This window comes from Streptomyces sp. NPDC006208 (assembly GCF_040613775.1).
Taxonomy (GTDB): Bacteria; Actinomycetota; Actinomycetes; order Streptomycetales; family Streptomycetaceae; genus Streptomyces.
Genome location: NZ_JBEXSW010000055.1, coordinates 1 through 22547 on the forward strand (window position 1 = coordinate 1; position 22547 = coordinate 22547).

Here is a 22547-nt window from a genome sequence, read left to right on the forward strand (position 1 = left end):
GCCGCCGAACAATCATTAGCCTCAACCCCCGGACCTTGTCCGGGGGTTGAGGCATTTTTGCGTTCAGGGTCAGGCGAAGTCGCCTGAGGATCAGGCTCGCCGAACCGCCTCGGATGAGTCTTCAGAGGCGGCCGGCGGCCTTGAGCGCGAGATAGGCGTCTGCGAGTGCAGGCGCGAGCTTGTCCGGTGTCGCATCGACGACTGTGACGCCATGTCGTTGAAGCTGTTCGGCCGTGCGGCGACGCTGGGACTGTGCCTGTGTGGCTGCAGCGGCGTCGTAGACCGCCTCGATGCTCCCCCGGCTGTGCGACATCTGCTCGATGTGCGGGTCGGCGACAGAGGCCACCAGCACCGTGTGGCGCCGGGTGAGTTGGGGGAGAACGGGGAGCAGTCCTTCTTCGATCGGTGCGGCATCGAGGCTCGTCAGCAGCACGAGCAAGGATCGGCGCGGGGCGTTCTGCAATGCGGCGGAACTCAGGCCCTGAGCGTCGGTCTCGACGAGTTCAGGCTCCAGCGGCGCGAAGGCGTCGACCAATGCGGGCAGGATTTCGCCGGCCGAACGGCCCTGCACCTGAGCACGTACGCGGCGGTCATAGGCGAGCATGCCCACTCGGTCGCCCGCGCGGGACGCGAGCGCGCTGAGCAGCAGTGCCGCGTCCATGGCCGCGTCGAGGCGTGGCACATCTCCGACGCGGCCGGCCGATGTCCGGCCCGTGTCCAGGACGATGAGGATGTGGCGGTCCCGTTCCGGACGCCACGTGCGCACGGCGACGGTGCTCCGGCGGGCCGTGGCCCGCCAGTCGATGGACCGTGTGTCGTCCCCGACGACATAGTCGCGGAGGCTGTCGAATTCAGTGCCTTGTCCGCGGATCAGGACGCTGGTGCGGCCATCGAGCTCGCGGAGGCGGGCCAGCCGGGACGGCAGATGCTTGCGGCTGGTAAAGGGCGGCAGCACACGTACGGTCCAGGGCACGCGATGGTGTCCCTGCCGGGCGGCGAGGCCCAGGGGGCCGAACGAGCGGACGGTGATGCGCTCAGCCTGGCGGTCTCCTCGGCGGGAGGGGCGCAGGACGGTGGTGAGGCGTCGACGCTCTCCGGGAGGAACGACCAGCTGGTGCCGGGCAGCAGCCTGCTCTGATCCGGGCATCCAACTGCTCGGCGGCCAGGCGTCGCGCAGCTGGGCCCGGAGCGGACGGCCGGAGGAATTGGTGACCGTGAGCTGGACCTCGGCGGCGTCACCCAGTCGAACGGATGTGTCACCACTTCGGGTGAAACGGAGCGGTCGCACTGGCGCGGCGAGAGCGTAGTCGCACAGGATTGCGAGTGAGAGGGGCGCGTTCACAGCGAGCATCCCGGTCCAGCTCGGGGCAAGGATGCCTACGGGGAGAGAGCCGAGGGCGGCGAGGAGCGCGGTTCGTCCGGTGAGGGCCATGGATGCCTCAGCGGGGGACGGGGACGTGGGCCAGGATCGCGGTGATGACGGAGTCGGCGGTGACTCCCTCCATCTCCGCCTCGGGCCGGAGCTGGATCCGGTGGCGCAGGGTGGGCAGGGCCAGCGCCTTCACATCATCGGGGATGACGTAGTCGCGGCCTGTGAGCCAGGCCCACGCGCGGGCCGTGGACAGCAGGGCGGTGGCGCCACGAGGGGAAGCACCGAGGGTGAGCGAGGGGGATTCACGGGTGGCCCGGCAGATATCGACGATATAGCCGGTGATCTCGGCGGACACTGTGGTCTTGGCGACGGCGGCGCGGGCCGCTTCCAAGTCCGCGGGGCCGGCGACAGGGCGCAGACCTGCCGCGTCGAGGTCGCGGGGGTTGAAGCCCCCGGCGTGGCGGGCAAGGACGTTGATCTCGTCCTCCCGGGAGGGGAGAGGCACCGTCAGTTTGAGGAGGAAGCGGTCCAGCTGTGCCTCGGGGAGGGGGTAAGTGCCCTCGTACTCCACCGGGTTCTGGGTCGCGGCGACCAGGAAGGGGTCGGGGAGGGCGCGGGGTGTGCCGTCGACCGTGACCTGCCGTTCCTCCATCGCTTCCAGGAGCGAGGACTGGGTCTTGGGCGGCGTGCGGTTGATCTCGTCGGCGAGCAGGAGGTTGGTGAAGACCGGACCGGGCTGGAAGGAGAACTCTGCGGTACGTGCGTCATAGACCAAGGAGCCAGTGACATCACTGGGCATCAGGTCAGGGGTGAACTGGACGCGCTTGGTGTCGAGTTGAAGTGATGCGGCCAAGGCGCGGACCAGCAGCGTCTTGGCGACTCCGGGGACTCCTTCGAGGAGAACGTGACCGCGGCAGAGCAGGGCCACGACGAGCCCGGTGACAGCGGGGTCCTGGCCGACCACGGCCTTGGCGATCTCGGTGCGCAGTGCCTCCAGGGAGGTGCGGGCGCTGTCCGAGTGCTCAGCTGTCTCGGGGGTCGGGGCGCTCATGAAGTGCGTACCTCTCTTTCGAGGGCGTCGAGTTGGTCAGCCAGTTGGATGAGGGCGGTGTCATCGGCCGGTGTCGGGCCGAACAGAAGGGCATGGATGTCCCGTTCTCCGGTGGGGAGATGGACCGAGACCGCGGGCAGCAGGGTTTCGGGGGAGTGGGCGTCGCGGAGGTGGATGCCGAGGATCGGGGCCAACCGGGTGCGGGTGGCGGAGCGCAGGGAGGCGGCCGCGCGGTCGCGGGCGTTCGCATTGCGATAGAGGCGGGCACGGCCTTCGGTGGATTCCGAGGCGCGGACGGCGACCGGGAGCCGTTCGGTGACCAGCGGGCCGAGTCGGCGGGCGCGCCAGATGGCGGCGAGGGCGGCGGCGACAGCGAGTTGGAGCGTGCCCCAGAGCCAGCCGGACGGGATCAGATCGAGGAACGTGCTGCTGGTGTCCTCGTCACCGTCGTTGCCGCTTTCGGTACCGGTGCTGTCCTCCTGGGTGGCGGAGGCATCGCTGAGTGAAGGGAGGTACCAGACCAGTTCAGGGCGGGAACCAAGGAGTTGCAGGGCCAGGGAGGCGTTGCCGTGCTTGTCCAGACGTTCGTTGAAGAGGATGTTCGGGGAGCCGAGCAGCACAGTGTCGCCACCGTCGGCGGCGTCCAACCGGACCAGGGTGGGCAGTCCGCCGCTCGGGTAGCAGCTGTCGGCACCGGGTGCATCGGTGTCGTAGCGCTCACCGCCGAGTTCGGCACTGCCCGCACGGTCGGCGGCTGGGTAGCTGCACCGAGGGTCGAGGGTCGACACCTTGGTCGGGGCGTCGGTGAAAACGCCGGGAGCCAGGGTGTCGGCAGATGCCGGGCCGGCGGCCACCAGGACCATTCGTCCGCCGGACGCGTCCGCAGCCGTGTGAAGCACCTCTTGTTGACCGGTCGTCAAAAGATCGGGTGTGGCTACGAGAAGGGTGGTGTCGGGCCCGACGGCATTCGCAGCTTCGTCGAGGGTGGTGACCACATGGGTGGAGACACCGCGGTCCTTGAGAAGTTCGGCGACGGCGCGGCTGCCGTAGGGGTCGGCGGAGCGGGGATCGAGGCGGCCGTGCTGGTCGCCGGAGTACAGGGCCGCGATCGCGATCCCGGCAGCGACAAGCAGCGCGAGTGCGAGCAGCGGGCCACGGACGCGGTCCCATACCTGGCGGTTGCCGGGCGACAGGGAGGTGGAGTCGGTGGCAACCTCGGTCATTCGGCTGCTCCTTGGGCCGCGTCGCTCAGCAGGGGCTTGGCGTGCTCCAGTTCGAGGTCCAGATCCCGCAGGGCTTCGTACGCACGCCGGTTGCTGGTGCGGCCGCCGTACGTGACGTCGTCGAACTCCCGGGCGCCTGCGCGCAGTCCGGTCGCATGGGCGGGGAGTGCACGGCCGGCTTCGGCGGCTGCCTCGTCGGCGGTGCGACCAGGGCGTGGGTCGAGCAGGGTGCGTTCCTCGAGCGAGCGGACCAGGCCGCGCATGCGTTCCTGGACGGCCTGGTTCCAGCGGCCCGCGGCGGCATGGGCCTCTGCGGCGGCGCGGTGCTGGTCGGCGCTGCGCGGGCTGTCGTCGAACAAGGCCTCCGAGGATCCAGGAGAGCGTTGGGGGGTGCCCAGTCGCCACCAGAGGGCGGCGGCCAGGCCGATGACGACGAGGATGATGACAACCAGCCCGAGCAGTCCCCCGGGAGCGACACCGGAGGCGGAGGAGAAGAGTCCGCTGACCCAGTCCCAGAAGCGGTCCAGGCCGCGCTCGAGGAGGTTCGGGTCGTTCTCGTGGTACATCGGCTTGGACAACTCCCGCTCCGCCGACTCGCGGGCGGGGAGTCGAGGAGTGTCCACCGGTACGTCGTCGCTTGCTCGGGTCAGCAGGTGTGCTGCCGTCGCGCCCCCCGTGAAGTGCATCCCGTCAGCCCCCGGCGGAGTGGTTGCCCGGCGGCTCGGAGCCGTAGCCGGAGACGCCCGCGGCCCGTGCGAGTTCGAGGTCCAGAGCCTCGCGGCGGATGCGCTGGTCGATGTAGAGGAGGACCGACACACCCGCCGAGATCGGGTAGGTGATCGAGGAGGCGATCACCGAGCCGATGCCAGTGATGATCAGGAACGGCCAGCCGAAGTCCGGGTTGTTCCCCGAGAAGAGGTCGCTGAGGCTCTGGGAGTCGGCTGCGAAGCCGATGATGGTGAACGGGATCGCGATGATCATGGTCACCAGGAAGGTGAGCAGCACCGTCAGCGCCAGGATCCCGAAGATCCGCCACCACGTGCCCTGGACCAGCTTGGCGGAGCGGCGAAGCGAAGTGATGACGCCGCCGCGTTCCAGCATGAGTGCGGGGGAGGCGAGAGCGAACCGGATCCAGAGCCAGACGATGACACCGCATGCGGCGATGCCGCCGACCACGGACAGGGCGATGCCGGCGCCGCCGATGAGCAGGCCGGGGAGGACGCCGACGAACATGATGCCGGCGCACATGAAGGGCACCAGCAGGGTCAGTCCCAGCAGCTGAGGCAGCCGGGGCCGGGCCTCCCTCCAGGCGTCGGAGAGTGTCACGGGGCGCCCGAGCACCGAGCGGCTGATCACCACGGTGAGTACAGCGGTGGTGAGAAGCGTGCCGATCACGGTGATGAGCAGTGTCGGGCCCAGCGCGACCAGGCTGGCCTGCATCGATTCGAGCGACTGCTCCAGCGCTTCCGAAGGGGTGGCGTCGGGATCGACATCAGGAGGCTCGGGGAGCAGATAACGCTCCACGAGGATGCTGCAGATCTGCGTGATGACGGAGACGGTGATCGTCACGCCGAGGACGGTGCGCCAGTGGGCACGCAGGGTGGACACGGCGCCGTCGAGGATCTCGCCCACGCCGAGCGGGCGCAGCGGAATCACACCGGGCTTGGCGGCCGGAGGCATGCCCCAGCCGCTGCCGGGCCGGCCACCGCCCCAGCCCGGAGGCGGTGGTCCCGGGACCGGGTGAGGGCCGGGACCGGTCGGTGCCGACCACTGTCCGGGGGGAGGCTGCTCGCTGGACCACTTCGAAGCGGGGCCGCTCTCGTCGGCGGGCTCGGACGGCCGGGGCACGCTGCTGTTGTGCCCGTCGGAGGGAGCCGATCCGGGCGAGGCCCAGCCCGGAGTGTCGTTCACAGTTGTCCACCTCAAGCGTTGGGGCCGGCTTGCGGAGCCGGCGCGTTCATGGTGTTCCTACGGCCGTCGGGGCGGCCGGTTGGCAGCCATCGTGCCACGCGGCGGCTGCTGGTGGGCCAGGCCGTCTCGCACCTTCGTTCCTTCAATGTCGAAGGCTCAGCGGGCAGACTGGGCGGATGGACGATCAGTACGCACAAAGCCCGGCTGCGGGCGAGCAGTCGATGCTGCCGGCGCTGCGCTGGGACGAGCCGCCCGAAGGCCCCGTACTGGTGCTTCTCGACCAGACCCGGCTGCCTGCCGAGGAGGTCGAGCTGCCGTGCACCGATGTTCCTGCGCTGGTGCTGGCCATCCAGACACTTGCGGTACGCGGCGCGCCGGTGCTGGGCATCGCCGGAGCCTACGGTGTGGCGCTGGCCGCCGCGCGGGGCTTCGACGTCGAGGAGGCGGCGGTCCTGCTGGAGAACGCGCGGCCCACCGCGGTGAATCTGGGCTACGGGGTGCGGCGAGCGGTCGCCGCGTACCGGACGGCGCTGGAGAAGGGGGCGGACGGCGAGCAGGCGGCACGTTCGGTACTCGAGGCGGCCAAGGAGCTGCACCGGGCGGACGCCGAGGCCAGTCGGCGGATGGCCGGGCACGGGCTGGCGCTCCTGGAGGAGTTGATGCCAGGCGGCGGGCACCGGATCCTGACGCACTGCAACACCGGGGCGCTGGTGTCGGGCGGGGAGGGCACGGCGTTCGCCGTCGCGCTCGCCTCGCACCGGGCCGGTCGGCTGCGGCGGCTGTGGGTGGACGAGACGCGTCCCCTGCTGCAAGGGGCGCGGCTGACCGCGTACGAGGCGGCGCGCAACGGGATGTCGTACACACTGCTCACGGACAATGCCGCGGGGTCGCTGTTCTCGGCCGGTCAGGTGGATGCCGTGCTGATCGGCGCCGATCGGATCGCGGCGGACGGCTCGGTGGCCAACAAGGTGGGCAGCTACCCTCTGGCCGTATTGGCGAAGTACCACCACGTGCCGTTCATCGTGGTCGCGCCCACGACAACGGTGGATCCGGGTACCTCGGACGGGGCGTCGATCGAGGTGGAGCAGCGGGCCGGGCACGAAGTGACGGAGATCGGGGTGCCGCGGTTCGACGCGGCCGGGATGGGCGGCGGTGGAGGGCTGTCGACGGCACCGCTGGGGACCCAGGCGTACAATCCCGCCTTCGACGTCACTCCGCCCGATCTGGTGACGGCGATCGTCACCGAGGAAGGTGTGTTGTCCCCGGTCACGAGGGGCGGAATTGCAGAGCTGTGTGTCAGGTCACGACAGATAACGATTAGATAATGGGATGATGTCGACTATGAAGGGACGAGTCCTTGTCGTCGACGACGACACCGCACTGGCCGAGATGCTCGGGATTGTGCTGCGTGGTGAGGGTTTCGAGCCGTCGTTCGTAGCGGACGGTGACAAGGCGCTTGCCGCCTTCCGGGAGGCCAAGCCGGATCTGGTGCTGCTGGACCTGATGCTGCCCGGACGGGACGGCATCGAGGTGTGCCGGCTGATCCGGGCCGAGTCCGGGGTGCCCATCGTGATGCTCACCGCCAAGAGCGACACCGTCGATGTGGTGGTCGGGCTGGAGTCCGGCGCCGATGACTACATCGTCAAGCCGTTCAAGCCGAAGGAGCTGGTGGCCCGTATCCGGGCGCGGCTGCGGAGGTCGGAGGAGCCCGCGCCGGAGCAGTTGGCGATCGGTGATCTGGTCATCGATGTCGCCGGTCACTCCGTGAAGCGGGACGGGCAGTCGATAGCCCTGACTCCGCTCGAGTTCGACCTGCTGGTCGCGCTGGCGCGCAAGCCGTGGCAGGTGTTCACCCGTGAGGTGCTCCTCGAGCAGGTGTGGGGCTACCGGCACGCGGCGGACACGCGGCTGGTCAATGTCCATGTGCAGCGGCTGCGCTCCAAGGTCGAGAAGGACCCGGAGCGGCCGGAGATCGTGGTGACCGTGCGCGGTGTCGGCTACAAGGCCGGGCCGAGCTGACATGTCCATAGGCAGTGGTGCTCCGAAGCCCGGGGAGCCGGGAGTCCGTACGGAGCGGACTGCCGGACCGGGGCGCAGGCCCTCGCGATTCGGCCGTCTGCTCCATGGCGGCCCGCTTCTCCAGGACGGCGCGTCCGGCGGGCCGGTGCCCCGGCTTCTCATGCGCTGGGTGCGCCGCCCGTTGCTGCCCGCTGTTCGGCTGTGGCGGCGGAACATCCAGCTCAGGGTGGTCGCGAGCACGCTGCTGATGTCACTCGGTGTCGTGGTGCTGCTGGGCTTCGTGGTCATCGGGCAGGTGCGCAACGGCCTTCTCGACGCCAAGAGCAAGGCCGCGCAGAGCCAGGCGGCCGGCGGTTTCGCGGTGGCCAGGGACAGGGCCAATGCCCCCTTGGGGCCCGGCGGCGCCGACGACGGCAGGAATACGCGCAACTCGTGGCGCCAGGACCTGGTGGTGCAGCTGGCCAGCGGTGGCCAGGGCGCGTTCAACGTGGTGGCGCTCAGCGCCGACGCCGAGGGCGGCGGCTCGAGCCGTGGACCTCGGACCTCGGGAGACGTGGACCCCGCCAGCATCCCCGAGAGCCTGCGGGAAGCAGTGGGGCAGGGGACGGGGACGTTCGAGACCTATTTGCGCATCCGGTACACGGATGATCTGCGTGAGCCCGAGCCCGGGCTGGTCGTCGGCACCCGGCTGAACGACATCGAGGGCAATCCGTACGAGCTGTACTACGTCTTCCCGCTGGCGCAGGAGGAGCAGTCCCTCAGCCTGGTCAGAGGCACTCTGGCAACGGCCGGCCTGTTCGTCGTGGTCCTGCTGGGCGCCATTGCCTGGCTTGTCGTGCGCCAGATCGTCACCCCTGTGCGGATGGCCGCGGGGATCGCCGAGCGGCTCGCCGCGGGCCGCCTGCAGGAGCGCATGAAGGTCACCGGCGAGGACGACATCGCCCGGCTGGGCGAAGCATTCAACAAAATGGCCCAGAACCTGCAGCTGAAGATCCAGCAGCTGGAGGAGCTCTCCAGGATGCAGAGGCGCTTCGTCTCCGACGTCTCGCACGAACTGCGCACACCGCTGACGACCGTGCGGATGGCCGCAGATGTCATCCATGAGGCGCGCAGCGACTTCGACCCGGTGACCGCGCGCTCCGCCGAGCTGCTCGGCGACCAGCTCGACCGCTTCGAGTCGCTGCTGTCCGACCTGCTGGAGATCAGCCGGTTCGACGCGGGAGCAGCCGCGCTGGAGGCCGAGCCGATAGACCTGCGCGAGGTCGTACGGCGGGTGATCGGCGGGGCCGAGCCACTGGCCGAGCGCAAGGGCTCCCGGATACGGGTGGTCGGCGACGAGCAGCCGGTGGTGGCGGAGGCCGATGCCCGGCGCGTGGAGCGTGTACTGCGCAATCTGGTGGTCAATGCCGTGGAGCACGGGGACGGCAAGGACGTGGTGGTCCGCCTGGCGGCTGCCGGCGGGGCCGTCGCGATCGCCGTGCGGGACTACGGTGTGGGACTCAAGCCGGGCGAGGCGACCCGGGTGTTCAACCGCTTCTGGCGGGCGGACCCGGCACGGGCCCGTACCACCGGCGGCACCGGCCTCGGCCTGTCCATCGCCGTCGAGGACGCCCGGCTGCACGGCGGCTGGCTGCAGGCGTGGGGCGAGCCGGGCGGCGGCTCGCAGTTCCGGCTGACCCTCCCCCGCACGGCGGACGAGCCGCTGCGCGGGTCACCGATACCGCTGGAGCCCGAGGACTCGAGGCAGAACCGGGAGCGGTCGGAGTCATCCGCGGGCCCTAAGTCCAGCGGGCACCGGCTGGCCTCCCTGCCGTCTCAGCCGGGCCCGGAGCTCGCTCCGCTGGGTGCGCCCCCGCGTAGGGCGCCGCATGGTGTGGACCCCGCGGCTCTGCCGGGCAGCGGCGCCCGTGTGGTGGCCAGGCCCGCGGGTGAGCGGGGCGAGGCCGCAGCGACACAGGTTTCTTCGGACCGGGAGGACACGACTCGTGGGCGCTGACCCCCGTCGTAACGGCCGCGTGGGCGTGCTGCGGGCATCCGCGCTGCTCGGCTGCAGCGCGGTGCTGCTGGCCGGCTGCGCCTCGATGCCGGACAGCGGTGACGTCCATGCGGTGAAGGCGTCGCAGCGGGCCGACACGCAGGTGCGGGTGTACCCGGTGCCGCCGCGCAAGGGCGCGACGCCCGACGAGATCGTCACGGGCTTCCTCGAGGCGATGACCAGTGACGACACCAACTTCGACACGGCGCGCTCGTATCTGACGCCCGCGATGTCCAAGAAGTGGAAGCCTGCGGCGAGCACCACGGTGCTGGCCGCCGCGCCGGACCCGGGAGCGCCGGTCGCCGGCGGCCGGGACAACCCCGGAATGAGCTACCCGCTGTTCGGTCAGCAGATCGCCACGGTGGACGCCAAGCACGCCTACCAGCCCATCACGCCGGCCGAGTACCGCAGGACCATTCACCTGTCGCAGCAGAGCGTGAAGGACAACGGCAAGGAGTGGCGGATCGACAGCCTGCCGGCCGGGCTGCTGCTCGGTGCGTCGGACTTCGAGCGCAACTACGCCTCGGTCAACAAGTACTACTTCGCGTCCGGGCGCAATGTGATGGTCGCCGACCCGGTCTACATCCGGCAGCGGATGGACCCGATCACCAGGATGGATCCGGTCACCCAGGCGGTCAGCGCGCTGCTGGAGGGCCCGACGAACTGGCTGAAGCCGGTCGTCGAGTCGCGGTTCCCCACCGGTACGGCTCTGAACCTGAAGGACGGCGTCAGGTCGCTGTCGTTCGACGACCGCAACGGCCTGAAGGTGCCGCTCAACGACAAGGCGTCCCATGTGGGACGCCCGCAGTGCCTGAGGATGGCGGCGCAGATCCTGTTCACCCTCAAGGACGTCACCGCCGCCCGGGTGGAGCAGGTGGAGCTGCTGCGATCGGACGGTACGCAGCTGTGTGTGCTGACCAGCGGCCAGGCGGAGGAGTACGCGCCGGATCACGTCTCCGGCAGGCCGGACAACCAGTATTTCGTCGACAGCAAGAACCGGCTTGCGCTGCTGGCCGGCGGTGCCCGGGAGGTGGGCGAACCGCAGCAGGTGCCGGGCCCCTTCGGTGACGGCCGACTGCAGATGAGCATGGTCGCGGTGGCGCGCGACGAGCACACCGCGGCGGCCGTGCTCAAGGACAACAGCAAGCTGTTCACGGCATCCATCGCCTCCAACAGCGAGCTGGGCACACCGCTGGTGACCAGCCGCGGCGCCACGCGCGACGACAGGCTCTCCGCGCCCAGCTGGGACGGCCGGGGCGACCTGTGGGTGGCGGACCGCAACCCCGCGGATCCGACGCTGTGGCGGCTGGGGGGCGGCGAGGGCGAGCCCCAGGAGGTCAAGATCGTTCCGGGCCTGGACGGTGCCCGCATCGAGGCGCTGCGCGTTTCGGCGGACGGGGTGCGCATCGCGCTCCTGCTGACGAAGGACGGCAGGACCACGCTGCAGATCGGGCGCGTGGAGCGGCAGGGCCCGCTGACCGAGCCTGAGGTGTCGGTGACGGAACTGCGTCCCGCCGCACCGCAGATGGAGACGGTCACGGCCGTGTCGTGGGCCGGTCCCAGCCGGTTGGTGGTGGTCGGCAAGGAGTCCGGTGGCGTGCAGCAGGTGCGCTACATCCAGACCGACGGTTCGAACCCGCCCAATGCGATCCTGCCCGGACTCAACCAGGTCAAGGCGGTTGCCGCCTCCGACGACGAGAGCCGTCCGCTGGTGGCGCACTCGGAGGAGGACGGCATCGTGCGGCTGCCGGCCGGTGCCAACTGGCAGACCTTGGTCGAGCAGGGGTCGTCCCCGGTCTACCCCGGATAGCCGTACCGGACCGCACCCCCTGTGGACAGCCGTTGTCCACAGGGGTGGCAGGGCGCTCCGGGTCGGGGCACAGTGGTCGCCATGCGGGGGTGGTGGAGCGAAATCACCGGTCTGGTCCTGCCCGTCGCCTGTGGCGGGTGCGGTGTGCCTCGTACGCAGCTGTGCGAGGTGTGCGCGGGCGCGTTGTACGGCGGCGTGGCACGGCGTGCCCGGCCGGTGCCGGAGCCCCCGGGGCTGCCCGTGGTGCATGCCGCGGCTGCCTACGGCGACGCGGTACGGGCGGTGCTGCTGGCGCACAAGGAGCGCGGTGCGCTGGGGCTCGCCGGGCCGCTCGGCACGGCGCTGGCGGGTGCGGTGCGAGCCGCGGGGCCTGGGGCCAGTCGTACCGGCGGGCCGCTGCTGCTCGTACCTGTGCCGTCGGCCCGGCGGGCGGTCAGGGCCAGGGGTCATGACGCGGCACGGCGTATCGCGTGTGCGGCGGCGGCGGAGCTGAGGCGTACGGGGACTGCGGCGACGGTCCTTCCGGTGCTGCGGCAGCGGCGCGCGGTGGCCGACCAGTCCGGTCTCACGGCCCGCCAGAGGGTCGCGAATCTGGCAGGGGCCCTGGGCGTACGGGCAGGGGGTGAAAGGCTGCTGGCAGGCGGCCGGACCGTGCTGGTGGACGATCTGATGACGACCGGTGCCTCACTGGTGGAGGCGACCAGGGCACTGAGTGCCGCATTTCCGCACGGCTTTCCCGGATTCGTACAGCTGAGCGCCGCGGTGGTCGCCGTTCCTCCACTGTCATTGGAAATAAACCGGAACTGACGGGGAACTCGCAACGTTGCAGGTAGTGAGAGAGCAAAAACGCCTGATCGGAGGTATGTGCTGGTAGCGGGTGCCGACACCCGTCCGGGCGAGCTATGTTCGGTTGTGAGGAATGGCGAGCGCCGTGCCTCAGTGAATGCACTGCCGTGTTTCCGGTCAGGGATTCGAGGCAGCGAGAACCTTGAAGTTGGTGGGGTGGAGATCTTGTCCACTGGGGAGGAGGAGGTGAAAGTCGCCAAGTCCGAGGCTCCGGTGACCACCGGAGCCTGGTGCAAGAGGGAGATGCTCCGCAGCGAGTGAGCGTGCGGAGTGATCCGGGAACGGAGTTCTGCGTGGACATCGTCGTCAAGGGCCGCAAGACCGAGGTGCCCGAGCGGTTCCGCAAGCACGTGGCCGAGAAGCTGAAGCTGGACAAGATCCAGAAGCTCGACGGCAAGGTGATCAGCCTCGACGTCGAGGTGTCCAAGGAGCACAACCCGCGGCAGGCCGACCGTTCCGACCGCGTGGAGATCACACTTCACTCGCGTGGCCCGGTGATCCGGGCGGAGGCCGCGGCCGGCGACCCGTACGCAGCGCTTGACATCGCCACCGGCAAGCTGGAGGCGCGGCTGCGCAGGCAGCACGACAAGCGCCACACCCGTCGTGGCAACGGCCGCATCCCGGCCGCGGAAGTGGCCGATGTCGTGCCGGGCGTGGCGGAGTTGAACGCCAATGGACGGCCCATCACCGAAGAGGCGGCGGATTCCGTTCCCACCACCAGGCTGGGCTCGCTCGAAGTGCAGGGCGAAGGGCCGCTGGTGGTACGCGAGAAGACCCATACCGCAGCACCCATGTCGCTCGACCAGGCGCTCTATGAGATGGAGCTGGTCGGGCACGACTTCTATCTGTTCGTCGACTCCGAGACGAAGCAGCCCAGTGTCGTCTACCGACGGCACGCCTATGACTATGGCGTCATCCACCTGGAGACCGATCCGCTGGCCGGTTCCGAGGCGGGCGGCGGCGCCGGAGGTGCACTCGGCGGCTGACCCCGTCAGCAGAACATTCGGTGCCCCTGGAGCGCCCTGTGCGCTCCAGGGGCACCCCCGTGCCACCACAGAGTCACCGCACTGGTGCCCGGGCATGAAAGCATGGCGTGGCAAGCCAACCGATGCGCTGTGGACTCGCGTTGGCAGCTGACAACGTGATCTTCGTCCACGGCCTTAGGGGGAGGAACGATGGCGGACAGCTTCGGTCCGGTGCATCACCACCACGCGGGCGGCCAGAGTGATGGACGTGCCGACTCCGAGGAGGACACCGGCGCGTCCCGCAAGGAGCCGATCCGGGTTCTCGTCGTGGACGACCACGCGCTGTTCCGGCGAGGCCTCGAGATCGTCCTCAAGCAGGAGGAGGACATCCAGGTCGTCGGCGAGGCGGGCGACGGGGCGGAGGCCGTGGACAAGGCCGCGGATCTGCTGCCCGACATCGTGCTGATGGATGTGCGGATGCCCAAACGCGGCGGCATCGAGGCATGCACGGCCATCAAGGAGGTGGCCCCCAGTGCGAAGATCATCATGCTGACGATCAGCGACGAGGAAGCCGACCTCTACGAGGCGATCAAGGCGGGTGCGACCGGCTACCTCCTCAAGGAGATCTCCACCGACGAGGTGGCCACCGCCATTCGCGCGGTGGCCGACGGTCAGTCGCAGATCTCCCCCTCGATGGCCTCCAAACTGCTCACCGAGTTCAAGTCGATGATCCAGCGCACCGATGAGCGCAGGCTGGTGCCCGCGCCCCGGCTGACCGACCGGGAGCTCGAGGTGCTCAAGCTCGTCGCGACGGGTATGAACAACCGGGACATCGCCAAGGAACTGTTCATCTCCGAGAACACCGTGAAGAACCACGTGCGCAACATCCTGGAGAAGCTGCAACTGCACTCCCGGATGGAGGCCGTGGTCTACGCGATGCGGGAGAAGATCCTCGAGATCCGCTGACCGGCCGGTGCCGGCGCCCGCAGCGCTGCGGCACCGGGTGCCTGCTCAGGCACTGTGCTCAGCCAAGGGCCTTGACCAGGTCCGGCATGAGCTCGGGGCGGTCCATCCGCTCGATCCGTACGGAATCGCAGCCGACCCACTCCGCGGCCTCCCGCAGCGCCTGGGCCATCGGCGCCACCGCCTTCGGGGTGTCCAGGGACACCTGGCGTGCCACCAAGGTCGTGCCCTCACGCGCCGGGTCGACGCGGCCCAGCAGCTTCCCGCCCGCGAGCAGCGGCATCGCGAAGTATCCGTACACCCGCTTCGGCTTGGGGACATACGCCTCCAGCCGGTGCGTGAATCCGAAGATCCGCTCGGTGCGCGCCCGTTCCCAGATGAGCGAGTCGAACGGCGAGAGCAGGGTCGTGCGGTGCCGGCCGCGCGGCACGGAGGCGAGCGCCTCGGGGTCCGCCCAGGCGGGCTTGGACCAGCCCTCGACAGTCACCGGCACCAGACCGGAGTCGGCGACCACCGAGTCGAACTGCTCGCCCCTGAGTCGGTGATAGTCGGCGATGTCCGCGCGGGTGCCCACCCCGAGCGACTGCCCCGCGAGCCGGACGAGCCGGCGCAGGCACTCGCGGTCGTCCAGGTCGTCGTGCAGGACGGCGTCCGGGATCGCCCGCTCGGCCAGGTCGTACACCCGCTTCCAGCCCCGGCGCTCGGTGCACACCACTTCGCCGTGCATCAGCGCGCGCTCGACCGCGACCTTCGACGCCGACCAGTCCCACCACTCCCCGCCGTTCTTCGCGCCGCCCAACTCGGTGGCGGTCAGCGGGCCTTCGGTCCGCAGCTGCTTGATCACCGCGTCGTACGCGCCGTCCGGCAGCTCGTGGTGCCACTGCGGCCGCGAGCGGTAGGCGCGGCGGCGGAACGCGAAGTGCGGCCATTCCTCGACGGGCAGGATGCAGGCCGCATGCGACCAGTACTCGAAGCTGTGGCCCTCCGTCCAGTACGCATCCTCGACCGTCCGGCGGCCCACCGCGCCGAGCCGGGCGTACGGAATCAGCTCGTGCGAGCGCGCCAGGACCGAGATCGTGTCCAGCTGTACGGCGCCGAGATGGCGCAGCACGGCCCGCACCCCTCCGCGCCGGTCGGGCGCGCCCAGGAATCCCTGGGCGCGCAGCGCTATGCGGCGGGCCTCGACGTCGGACAGTTCGGTGGCGGGAGGCGGCTGCGTCGTCATGTCCCGCACGATAGACGGCCGCACTGACAGTCGATCCCGCACGCGATGGCGCGCGGGCAGCCCCGCGCGGACAGCCTTTGGGTAGCCGGTCCGGTCAGGACGTCGCGGGCAGATACGGGTGCGCGCCGGTCAGGCCCAGATCGGAGGGAAGCAGAGCGCCGACCCAGGCGTCACGCAGCGTGTCCTTGTTCATCAGCGCCGCCCGCAGCTCACCCTCGATCCGGAACCCCGCCTTCTCGGCGACCGCGCGTGAGCCGGTGTTGCCCACCTCGGCGCGCCATTCCAGCCGGGTCGCGCCCAGCCGCATGAAGGACCAGTGGGACACCGCGGCCACGCTCTCCGCCATCACCCCGCGCCCGCGGTGTTCCTTGCCCGTCCAGAAGCCGATCTCCCAGGTGCCCGAGAACGTACGCAGAGTAACCGCCACCGAGGCCATCAGCGGGCCGCCCTCGCGCGGCAGCACAGCGAACGTGCACATGGTGCTGTTGCGCCAGCCGTCCGGCACCATCTGCTCGACGAAATCCACCGCGTGCTGCCGTGCGTACGGCGACGGGACCGTCGTCCACCGCTGAATGTCCGGATCCTGACAAGCTTGGTATACGGCCTCCGTGTCCTCGGCCGTGAACGTACGCAGCAGCAGGCGCTCGGTGGTGAGTGTGATCGGCTCCATGACCGGATTGTGGTCATGTCCACGGGGTGGATGCGAGCACTTTTGGCCTCTTCCCGGCACCTTCCGCGGCTCCCGTGCGTTCTCATGACGGGTGACAGCAGGCCTGGGTGACGACGGACCTCCCGACTCGGCGGGGTCCTCGCTTACGATGGCCGTTGCGGTGGGGACCACCTGCCGTGCCCGTGCCAGTGTCCATCAAACGACCCAGTGCCAGGCCCGACCGGCAAGGAGACCAGCCTCAGTGTCCGTCTTCAACAAGCTCATGCGTGCAGGCGAAGGCAAGATCCTGCGCAAACTGCACCGCATTGCGGACCAGGTCAACTCCATCGAGGAGGACTTCGTCTCCCTCTCCGACGCCGAGTTGCGGGCGCTCACGGATGAGTACAAAGAGCGCCACGCCAACGGCGAGAGCCTGGACGACCTGCTCCCCGAAGCGTTCGCGACCGTCCGCGAGGCCGCCAAGCGCGTCCTCGGCCAGCGTCACTACGACGTGCAGCTGATGGGCGGCGCCGCCCTGCACCTCGGTTACGTCGCCGAGATGAAGACCGGTGAGGGCAAGACCCTCGTCGGCACGCTCCCGGCCTACCTCAACGCGCTGTCGGGCAAGGGCGTCCACCTGATCACGGTGAACGACTACCTGGCCGAGCGCGACTCCGAGATGATGGGCCGCGTCCACAAGTTCCTTGGCCTGTCCGTGGGCTGCATCCTCGCCAACATGACCCCGGCGCAGCGCCGTGAGCAGTACAACTGCGACATCACGTACGGCACCAACAACGAGTTCGGCTTCGACTACCTCCGCGACAACATGGCGTGGTCCAAGGACGAGCTCGTCCAGCGCGGCCACAACTTCGCGGTGGTCGACGAGGTCGACTCGATCCTGGTCGACGAGGCGCGTACGCCGCTGATCATCTCCGGCCCTGCCGACCAGGCCACCAAGTGGTACGGCGACTTCGCCAAGCTGGTCACCCGCCTGACCAGGGGCGAGCCGGGCAACCCGCTCAAGGGCATCGAGGAGACCGGCGACTACGAGGTCGACGAGAAGAAGCGCACGGTCGCCATCCACGAGAGCGGTGTCGCGAAGGTCGAGGACTGGCTGGGCATCGACAACCTCTACGAGTCGGTGAACACCCCGCTCGTGGGCTACCTGAACAACGCCATCAAGGCGAAGGAACTGTTCAAGAACGACAAGGACTACGTCGTCATCGACGGCGAAGTCATGATCGTCGACGAGCACACCGGCCGTATCCTCGCCGGCCGCCGCTACAACGAGGGCATGCACCAGGCGATCGAGGCGAAGGAAGGGGTGGACATCAAGGACGAGAACCAGACCCTCGCCACGATCACCCTGCAGAACTTCTTCCGCCTCTACGGCAAGCTGTCCGGAATGACCGGTACGGCCATGACGGAGGCCGCCGAGTTCCACCAGATCTACAAGCTCGGCGTCGTGCCGATCCCGACGAACAGGCCGATGGTCCGCCTGGACCAGTCCGACCTGATCTACCGCACCGAGGTCGCCAAGTTCGCCGCGGTCGTCGACGACATCGTCGAGAAGCACGAGAAGGGGCAGCCGATCCTGGTCGGCACCACCTCGGTCGAGAAGTCCGAGTACCTCTCGCAGCAGCTGAACAAGCGCGGTGTGCAGCACGAAGTCCTGAACGCCAAGCAGCACGACCGGGAGGCGACGATCGTCGCCCAGGCGGGCCGCAGGGGCGCCGTCACCGTCGCCACCAACATGGCCGGACGCGGTACGGACATCAAGCTCGGCGGCAACCCCGACGACCTCGCCGAGGCGGAGCTGCGTCAGCGCGGCCTGGACCCGGTCGAGCATGTCGAGGAGTGGGCCGCGGCGCTGCCCGCCGCGCTGGAGCGCGCCGAGGCGGCCGTCAAGGCCGAGCACGACCAGGTCAAGGATCTCGGCGGTCTGTACGTGCTGGGCACCGAGCGGCACGAGTCGCGGCGTATCGACAACCAGCTGCGCGGTCGTTCCGGCCGTCAGGGCGACCCGGGCGAGTCCCGCTTCTACCTGTCGCTCGGCGACGACCTGATGCGGCTGTTCAAGGCGCAGATGGTCGAGCGCGTGATGGCCATGGCCAACGTGCCGGACGACGTCCCGATCGAGAACAAGATGGTGACGCGCGCGATCGCGTCGGCCCAGTCGCAGGTCGAGCAGCAGAACTTCGAGACGCGTAAGAACGTGCTCAAGTACGACGAGGTGCTCAACCGGCAGCGTGAGGTCATCTACGGTGAGCGCCGCCGCGTCCTGGAGGGCGAGGACCTGCACGAGCAGATCCGCCACTTCATGGACGACACCATCGACGCCTACATCGAGGCCGAGACCGTCGAAGGCTTCGCGGAGGAGTGGGATCTGGACCGCCTGTGGGGCGCGTTCAAGCAGCTCTACCCCGTGAAGGCGTCGATCGAGGAGCTGGAGGAGGCGGCAGGCGACCGGGCCGGTATCACCGCCGAGTTCATCGGCGAGTCGATCAAGGAAGACATCCACGAGCAGTACGACGAGCGCGAGAAGCAGCTCGGCTCGGAGATCATGCGCGAGCTCGAGCGTCGTGTCGTGCTGTCGGTCCTGGACCGCAAGTGGCGCGAGCACCTCTACGAGATGGACTACCTCCAGGAGGGCATCGGCCTGCGCGCAATGGCGCAGAAGGACCCCCTGGTCGAGTACCAGCGCGAGGGCTTCGACATGTTCACCGCCATGATGGAGGGCATCAAGGAGGAGTCCGTCGGCTACCTGTTCAACCTGGAGGTCCAGGTCGAGCAGCAGGTCGAGGAGATCCCGGTGCAGGACACGGCGGAGAAGACCTCGCTGGCCAAGCAGGACGCCGTGCCTGCGGGCGGCGGCCGGCCGGAGATCCGTGCGAAGGGCCTGGACGCCCCGCAGCGTCGCGACCGGCTGCACTTCTCGGCTCCGACGGTGGACGGCGAGGGCGGCATCATCGAGGGTGACTTCGTCGATGACGACGGCTCGGCGCGGTCCGAGTCGGACGGGATGACGCGCGCGGAGCGGCGCAAGGCGCAGAAGGGTGCCAGCCGGCGCCGCAAGAAGTAGGCGTGAGCGGTGAGTACCGCGTGAGGGCCGGGGCCGGACACCGATCAGGGTGTCCGGCCCCGGCCTCTTGCGTATCCCGACGCACGGCTCGGTCCTGGCGGTCGTGGGTGAGCAGCTGTTTCGTGGGTGAGCAGCCGCTGTGCGTCGGCCGCACTCGCGACGAGCGCTGAGCCGCCGGGACGAGGAGCAGCGCGTCACGGTCCTCGGCTCTCCACGACGTGTCCTCCGGGACGCCGGGCCCGTGCGGGCAAGGCGCCAGGCGGGCGGACGGGGGCGTCTGGCGCCTTCTGTGGCTCCCGGGAGGGAAGAGGTCCGGCCGGGCCGGACCGGGCGGCCCGACGGCCGCCCGGTGGGCGCCGTCGTACCGGTCCGCGGGTCCGATCGACCCGACCGGGCCCGATGCCGGGCGGCCGACGGTGAAGTCGCCCCGTCCGACCGGCGCCGAGCCACTCCGCCTTGCCCGGATGAGTGTTCCCACTGTGTGCCCGGTCCTGGAGGGACCGGCACTGCCCTCCAGGTGCGTGCCCGGTCCGGTCCGTGTCCTTCGCTGTGCGGCCGGGACCGCCCGCTGCCCTCCAGGTGCGCGCCCGGTCCGGCCCGTGTCCTTCGCTGTGCCGGGGACCGCCCGGGCCCGTGGCGTCCGTCCCCCTGGGGTCAGGTCGGGTGCCACTCGGCCCCCGCGCGTCCCTTCGTGGCCGGGGGCCGGTCCGGTGCGGTCCGTTCCGCCAGGTGCTCCGGCGCGACCCGTCCACCTGGTGTCCCTCCGAGGACACCCGGGCCGGTCCTGTGCGGCCCCGCTCCCTCGTGTACCCAGGTCAGCCCGCCCCCGTCCGTTCGCCGCCCAGTTCCACCGCCGCGCAGCGCCAGCGCAGGTCCCGGCCCTGTTCCAGGCGGAAGGCCATCGCGCTGACCCGGTCGCCCGAGCCGATGCGGGCGAAGGCCTCGATCACGCCGGGGCCCGGGTGGAACTCGCCGCAGTGGCGGATCACCGGGGTCACCCGGTCCACCGGGCGCAGGGGTGCTCCGGGGGCGAGACGGACCAGCTGGTCGTACGCCTCGCCGATCGTGTGGCCGAGCATCCAGTGCACCGGCCGGCGGCCGCTCAGCACCGCCAGCAGACGGTCGGCGAACCAGTAGTGCGGTTTGTGCTGCCTGCTCCGGGCACGTGTCAGTGCCACCGCCGCCGCCACGGCCGGCCGGTTCTGGTCACGTCGTCCTGCGGGCCGGGTCCTGTCCATGCAGATCGCCCCCGATGTGCCGGTCCCGGAATGAGTACCGGGAGGTAACTTCGTCGGTGATCTTCTACGGCGTGCTCCGCGCTGCCGCAACGTGTGCATCCCCCTCGCGGACCGCGCCACGGGATTCACCTATCAGGGTGACGGGAACCCGTACCGGCCCTTGTCGCACGGGCATTCAAGGGGCGTGGTGTGGACGGTGCACAAAGGCAGTGGCGGCACCCGGAAGGGGTACGCCGCACGTATCCTGAGGGCGTCTCCCGACTACGAAAGCGGCCATCCATGCGCGTCTACGTCCCCCTGACCCTCCCCGGTCTTGCACAGGCGTACAAGGCGGGCGAACTGGCTCCCGGCCCGCTGACCGCCTATGCCGTCACGCCGGCACTGCGCGAGTGGTACGTCTCCGACGACATCGAGGAGCTCGAGTACGCCGCGCTCAACCGCGCCGCCGCCGCCTCGCTGCGCCTGCTCGCCGGCGCCCCGGACGCCCCCCGCCGCCGCGTGGTCGTCGCCGTGGACGTACCGGACCAGGACGCCGTCGCCGACCCCGACCGCGCGCTCGACGCCGCAGCGCTCGGCGAGGTTCGGATCGCAGCAGCGGTGCCGATGGCCAAGGCGGCCGCGGTCCATGTCGACGCCGACGACGCGGTGGCCGACGTCCTTGCCGCGGTGGATGCCCTGGGCGCTGCCGACCACGGTGACGAGGACGCCCGCTTCACAGTGGACGGCGCCGAGGACCACGAGCTGCTCTGGTACGGCGTGCAGGAGATCCCGAACATCGTCGGCTGATCCACGGCAGGCCCTGGTCGCCACGGGTTGTCGGAGCCACCCGGTACGGTTTTCACATGGGGAAGCACAGCACGCACCTGGTCTGGGACTGGAACGGCACACTGCTCGACGACATCAGCGCGGTCATCTCCGCGACCAATGCCGCCTTCGCGGAGATCGGTCTGGAGCCGATCACGCTCGAGCGTTACCGCGAGCTGTACTGCATCCCGATTCCCCGCTTCTACGAGCGACTGATGGGCCGGCTGCCCACCGAGGCCGAGTGGGCCGTCATGGACGAGGCCTTCCACCGGCACTACACCGAGCACCGCATCGGCTGCGGTCTCACCGACGGGGTCGAGGACCTGCTGCGCGAGTGGCAGCGGGCCGGCCGCAGCCAGTCGCTGCTGAGCATGTACGGGCACGAGCAGCTGGTCCCGGTCGTGCGGGGGTACGGCATCGAGAGCCACTTCATCCGCGTGGACGGGCGCACCGGCCCGTCCGGCGGCACCAAGGCGCTGCACATGGAGCGTCATCTGAGGGCCCTGGACGGCGCCGTTGTCCCCGGCCGCACCGTGGTCATCGGAGACGCCGTCGACGACGCGCTCGCGGCCGCGCACGTCGGTGCGCGGGCCGTGCTCTACACGGGCGGCTCGCACAGCAGGGTCAGCCTGGAGTCGGTGGGCGTGCCCGTGGTGGACACGCTCGCCGAGGCCGTGGAGGAGGCACTGCGTCTCGCCGCATGACGGCGGAGAGGAGCACCGCCTCGGTGGGGAGCGCAGAAGCGCACCCCGCCGCTAGGTGACCGGCGCCTTCGCGCGCAGCACCTTGATGAACTCGCGCATCCACGCCGGTTGGTCCGGCCAGGCCCGCGACGAGATCAGCGTGCCGTCCACGACCGCCTCCGCGTCCTGGAAGGACGCCCCCGCCGCCTGCATGTCCAGCTCCAACGCCGGGTACGCGGTGACCCTGCGCCCTTCGAGGCTGCCGATGGCCGCCGTCAGCAGCGGGCCGTGGCAGATCTGCGCCACCGGTTTGTCGGCGTCGAAGAAGGCCTTGAGGATCTTGCGCAGTTCCGGGTCGTTGCGCAGATACTCCGGAGCCCGCCCGCCGGGGATCACCACTGCGGCATACTGGCCGGGGTCGACCTCCGAGAAGCCCAGGTCCGCGGGCCAGGTGTAGCCCGGCTTCTCGGTGTAGGTGTCGAAACCCGGCTCGAAGTCGTGCACGACGAACCGCAGCTTCTTACGGGTGGGGGCCGCGATGTGCACCTCGTACCCCTCCTCCAGCAGTCGCTGGTAGGGGTAGAGGACCTCCAGCGACTCCGCGGCGTCCCCGGTGACAATCAGGATTTTCGTGGTCATGGCTGCTCCCGGTGTTCGGGCTGTCGACGGTG

The 22547-nt window shown here is 69.8% G+C and carries 19 protein-coding genes; 10 read left to right on the top strand and 9 right to left on the bottom strand.

Annotated features, from left to right (window positions below; all coding sequences use genetic code 11):
• Positions 1-121 precede the first annotated feature (121 nt).
• From ABZ208_RS33180 to ABZ208_RS33200, 5 genes are read right to left on the bottom strand one after another with little or no spacing between them, the layout of a single operon-like run.
• Positions 122-1432 carry a DUF58 domain-containing protein gene (locus ABZ208_RS33180; RefSeq protein WP_356913156.1) on the bottom strand — a complete coding sequence of 437 codons (1311 nt, stop codon included), beginning with the start codon at positions 1430-1432 and terminating at the stop codon, positions 122-124.
• A gap of 7 nt (positions 1433-1439) precedes the next feature.
• Positions 1440-2423 (bottom strand): MoxR family ATPase, encoded by a 984-nt coding sequence (locus tag ABZ208_RS33185; protein ID WP_356913157.1) that lies wholly within the window; start codon positions 2421-2423, stop codon positions 1440-1442.
• Positions 2420-3646: a DUF4350 domain-containing protein gene (locus tag ABZ208_RS33190; RefSeq protein ID WP_356913158.1), complete on the bottom strand. Its 1227-nt coding sequence runs from the start codon at positions 3644-3646 to the stop codon at positions 2420-2422. The genes ABZ208_RS33185 and ABZ208_RS33190 overlap by 4 nt, the downstream gene beginning before the upstream one ends.
• Positions 3643-4332 (bottom strand): DUF4129 domain-containing protein, encoded by a 690-nt coding sequence (locus tag ABZ208_RS33195; RefSeq protein ID WP_356913159.1) that lies wholly within the window; start codon positions 4330-4332, stop codon positions 3643-3645. The genes ABZ208_RS33190 and ABZ208_RS33195 overlap by 4 nt, the downstream gene beginning before the upstream one ends.
• Before the next feature lie 4 nt (positions 4333-4336).
• The gene (locus ABZ208_RS33200) at positions 4337-5557 is read right to left on the bottom strand and encodes a hypothetical protein (RefSeq protein ID WP_356913160.1); all 1221 of its coding nucleotides are present in this window, start codon (positions 5555-5557) and stop codon (positions 4337-4339) included.
• Between the two features lie 176 nt (positions 5558-5733).
• On the opposite strand from ABZ208_RS33200, the gene mtnA reads away from it, so the two are divergent.
• The 7 genes from mtnA (at position 5734) to ABZ208_RS33235 (ending at position 14198) form a co-directional block, all read left to right on the top strand.
• Positions 5734-6882, top strand: coding sequence for an S-methyl-5-thioribose-1-phosphate isomerase (gene mtnA, locus ABZ208_RS33205; protein WP_356913161.1), 1149 nt, complete (start codon positions 5734-5736; stop codon positions 6880-6882).
• A gap of 4 nt (positions 6883-6886) precedes the next feature.
• Entirely contained in the window at positions 6887-7576 is a 690-nt protein-coding gene (gene mtrA, locus ABZ208_RS33210) for a two-component system response regulator MtrA (RefSeq protein WP_199922743.1), read from the top strand.
• A gap of 1 nt (position 7577) precedes the next feature.
• Entirely contained in the window at positions 7578-9572 is a 1995-nt protein-coding gene (gene mtrB / locus ABZ208_RS33215; RefSeq protein ID WP_356913162.1) for an MtrAB system histidine kinase MtrB, read from the top strand.
• An 85-nt stretch (positions 9573-9657) separates the two neighbouring features.
• Positions 9658-11421: an LpqB family beta-propeller domain-containing protein gene (locus tag ABZ208_RS33220; protein ID WP_356913185.1), complete on the top strand. Its 1764-nt coding sequence runs from the start codon at positions 9658-9660 to the stop codon at positions 11419-11421.
• A gap of 81 nt (positions 11422-11502) precedes the next feature.
• On the top strand, positions 11503-12228 hold the full coding sequence (locus ABZ208_RS33225) for a ComF family protein (protein WP_356913163.1): 726 nt from the start codon (positions 11503-11505) through the stop codon (positions 12226-12228).
• A 332-nt stretch (positions 12229-12560) separates the two neighbouring features.
• On the top strand, positions 12561-13253 hold the full coding sequence (gene raiA, locus ABZ208_RS33230; RefSeq protein WP_356913164.1) for a ribosome-associated translation inhibitor RaiA: 693 nt from the start codon (positions 12561-12563) through the stop codon (positions 13251-13253).
• 189 nt (positions 13254-13442) lie between these two features.
• Positions 13443-14198: a response regulator transcription factor gene (locus ABZ208_RS33235; protein WP_328399973.1), complete on the top strand. Its 756-nt coding sequence runs from the start codon at positions 13443-13445 to the stop codon at positions 14196-14198.
• 58 nt (positions 14199-14256) lie between these two features.
• Here the strand turns inward: ABZ208_RS33235 and ABZ208_RS33240 are convergent, their stop codons facing one another.
• Both ABZ208_RS33240 and ABZ208_RS33245 read right to left on the bottom strand, forming a co-directional pair.
• Positions 14257-15420: a crosslink repair DNA glycosylase YcaQ family protein gene (locus ABZ208_RS33240; protein ID WP_356913165.1), complete on the bottom strand. Its 1164-nt coding sequence runs from the start codon at positions 15418-15420 to the stop codon at positions 14257-14259.
• A gap of 94 nt (positions 15421-15514) precedes the next feature.
• A complete protein-coding gene (locus ABZ208_RS33245; RefSeq protein ID WP_356913166.1) occupies positions 15515-16090 on the bottom strand; it encodes a GNAT family N-acetyltransferase in 576 nt (191 codons plus the stop codon).
• 241 nt (positions 16091-16331) lie between these two features.
• Between ABZ208_RS33245 and secA the strand changes: the two genes are divergently transcribed.
• The gene (gene secA, locus ABZ208_RS33250) at positions 16332-19151 is read left to right on the top strand and encodes a preprotein translocase subunit SecA (protein ID WP_356913167.1); all 2820 of its coding nucleotides are present in this window, start codon (positions 16332-16334) and stop codon (positions 19149-19151) included.
• An 815-nt stretch (positions 19152-19966) separates the two neighbouring features.
• On the opposite strand, the gene ABZ208_RS33255 is transcribed toward secA, so the two are convergent.
• Positions 19967-20389: an Rv3235 family protein gene (locus ABZ208_RS33255; protein ID WP_356913168.1), complete on the bottom strand. Its 423-nt coding sequence runs from the start codon at positions 20387-20389 to the stop codon at positions 19967-19969.
• Positions 20390-20668: 279 nt separating this feature from the next.
• Between ABZ208_RS33255 and ABZ208_RS33260 the strand changes: the two genes are divergently transcribed.
• Positions 20669-21175: a hypothetical protein gene (locus ABZ208_RS33260; protein WP_356913169.1), complete on the top strand. Its 507-nt coding sequence runs from the start codon at positions 20669-20671 to the stop codon at positions 21173-21175.
• A gap of 56 nt (positions 21176-21231) precedes the next feature.
• Positions 21232-21897 carry an HAD family hydrolase gene (locus tag ABZ208_RS33265; RefSeq protein WP_356913170.1) on the top strand — a complete coding sequence of 222 codons (666 nt, stop codon included), beginning with the start codon at positions 21232-21234 and terminating at the stop codon, positions 21895-21897.
• A 51-nt stretch (positions 21898-21948) separates the two neighbouring features.
• Here the strand turns inward: ABZ208_RS33265 and ABZ208_RS33270 are convergent, their stop codons facing one another.
• Positions 21949-22515, bottom strand: a complete 567-nt coding sequence (locus tag ABZ208_RS33270) for a DJ-1/PfpI family protein (protein WP_356913171.1) — start codon at positions 22513-22515, stop codon at positions 21949-21951.
• Positions 22516-22547 lie beyond the last annotated feature (32 nt).

What these genes read in the sequence shown, in the direction of transcription:
- ABZ208_RS33180 (WP_356913156.1), bottom strand. Translation starts at nt 1,432, where the DNA reads ATGGCCCTCACCGGACGAACCGCGCTCCTCGCCGCCCTCGGCTCTCTC.
- ABZ208_RS33185 (WP_356913157.1), bottom strand. Translation starts at nt 2,423, where the DNA reads ATGAGCGCCCCGACCCCCGAGACAGCTGAGCACTCGGACAGCGCCCGC.
- ABZ208_RS33190 (WP_356913158.1), bottom strand. Translation starts at nt 3,646, where the DNA reads ATGACCGAGGTTGCCACCGACTCCACCTCCCTGTCGCCCGGCAACCGC.
- ABZ208_RS33195 (WP_356913159.1), bottom strand. Translation starts at nt 4,332, where the DNA reads ATGCACTTCACGGGGGGCGCGACGGCAGCACACCTGCTGACCCGAGCA.
- mtnA (WP_356913161.1), top strand. Translation starts at nt 5,734, where the DNA reads ATGGACGATCAGTACGCACAAAGCCCGGCTGCGGGCGAGCAGTCGATG.
- mtrA (WP_199922743.1), top strand. Translation starts at nt 6,887, where the DNA reads ATGATGTCGACTATGAAGGGACGAGTCCTTGTCGTCGACGACGACACC.
- mtrB (WP_356913162.1), top strand. Translation starts at nt 7,578, where the DNA reads ATGTCCATAGGCAGTGGTGCTCCGAAGCCCGGGGAGCCGGGAGTCCGT.
- ABZ208_RS33220 (WP_356913185.1), top strand. Translation starts at nt 9,658, where the DNA reads ATGCCGGACAGCGGTGACGTCCATGCGGTGAAGGCGTCGCAGCGGGCC.
- ABZ208_RS33225 (WP_356913163.1), top strand. Translation starts at nt 11,503, where the DNA reads ATGCGGGGGTGGTGGAGCGAAATCACCGGTCTGGTCCTGCCCGTCGCC.
- ABZ208_RS33235 (WP_328399973.1), top strand. Translation starts at nt 13,443, where the DNA reads ATGGCGGACAGCTTCGGTCCGGTGCATCACCACCACGCGGGCGGCCAG.
- ABZ208_RS33240 (WP_356913165.1), bottom strand. Translation starts at nt 15,420, where the DNA reads ATGACGACGCAGCCGCCTCCCGCCACCGAACTGTCCGACGTCGAGGCC.
- ABZ208_RS33245 (WP_356913166.1), bottom strand. Translation starts at nt 16,090, where the DNA reads ATGGAGCCGATCACACTCACCACCGAGCGCCTGCTGCTGCGTACGTTC.
- ABZ208_RS33255 (WP_356913168.1), bottom strand. Translation starts at nt 20,389, where the DNA reads ATGGACAGGACCCGGCCCGCAGGACGACGTGACCAGAACCGGCCGGCC.
- ABZ208_RS33260 (WP_356913169.1), top strand. Translation starts at nt 20,669, where the DNA reads ATGCGCGTCTACGTCCCCCTGACCCTCCCCGGTCTTGCACAGGCGTAC.
- ABZ208_RS33265 (WP_356913170.1), top strand. Translation starts at nt 21,232, where the DNA reads ATGGGGAAGCACAGCACGCACCTGGTCTGGGACTGGAACGGCACACTG.
- ABZ208_RS33270 (WP_356913171.1), bottom strand. Translation starts at nt 22,515, where the DNA reads ATGACCACGAAAATCCTGATTGTCACCGGGGACGCCGCGGAGTCGCTG.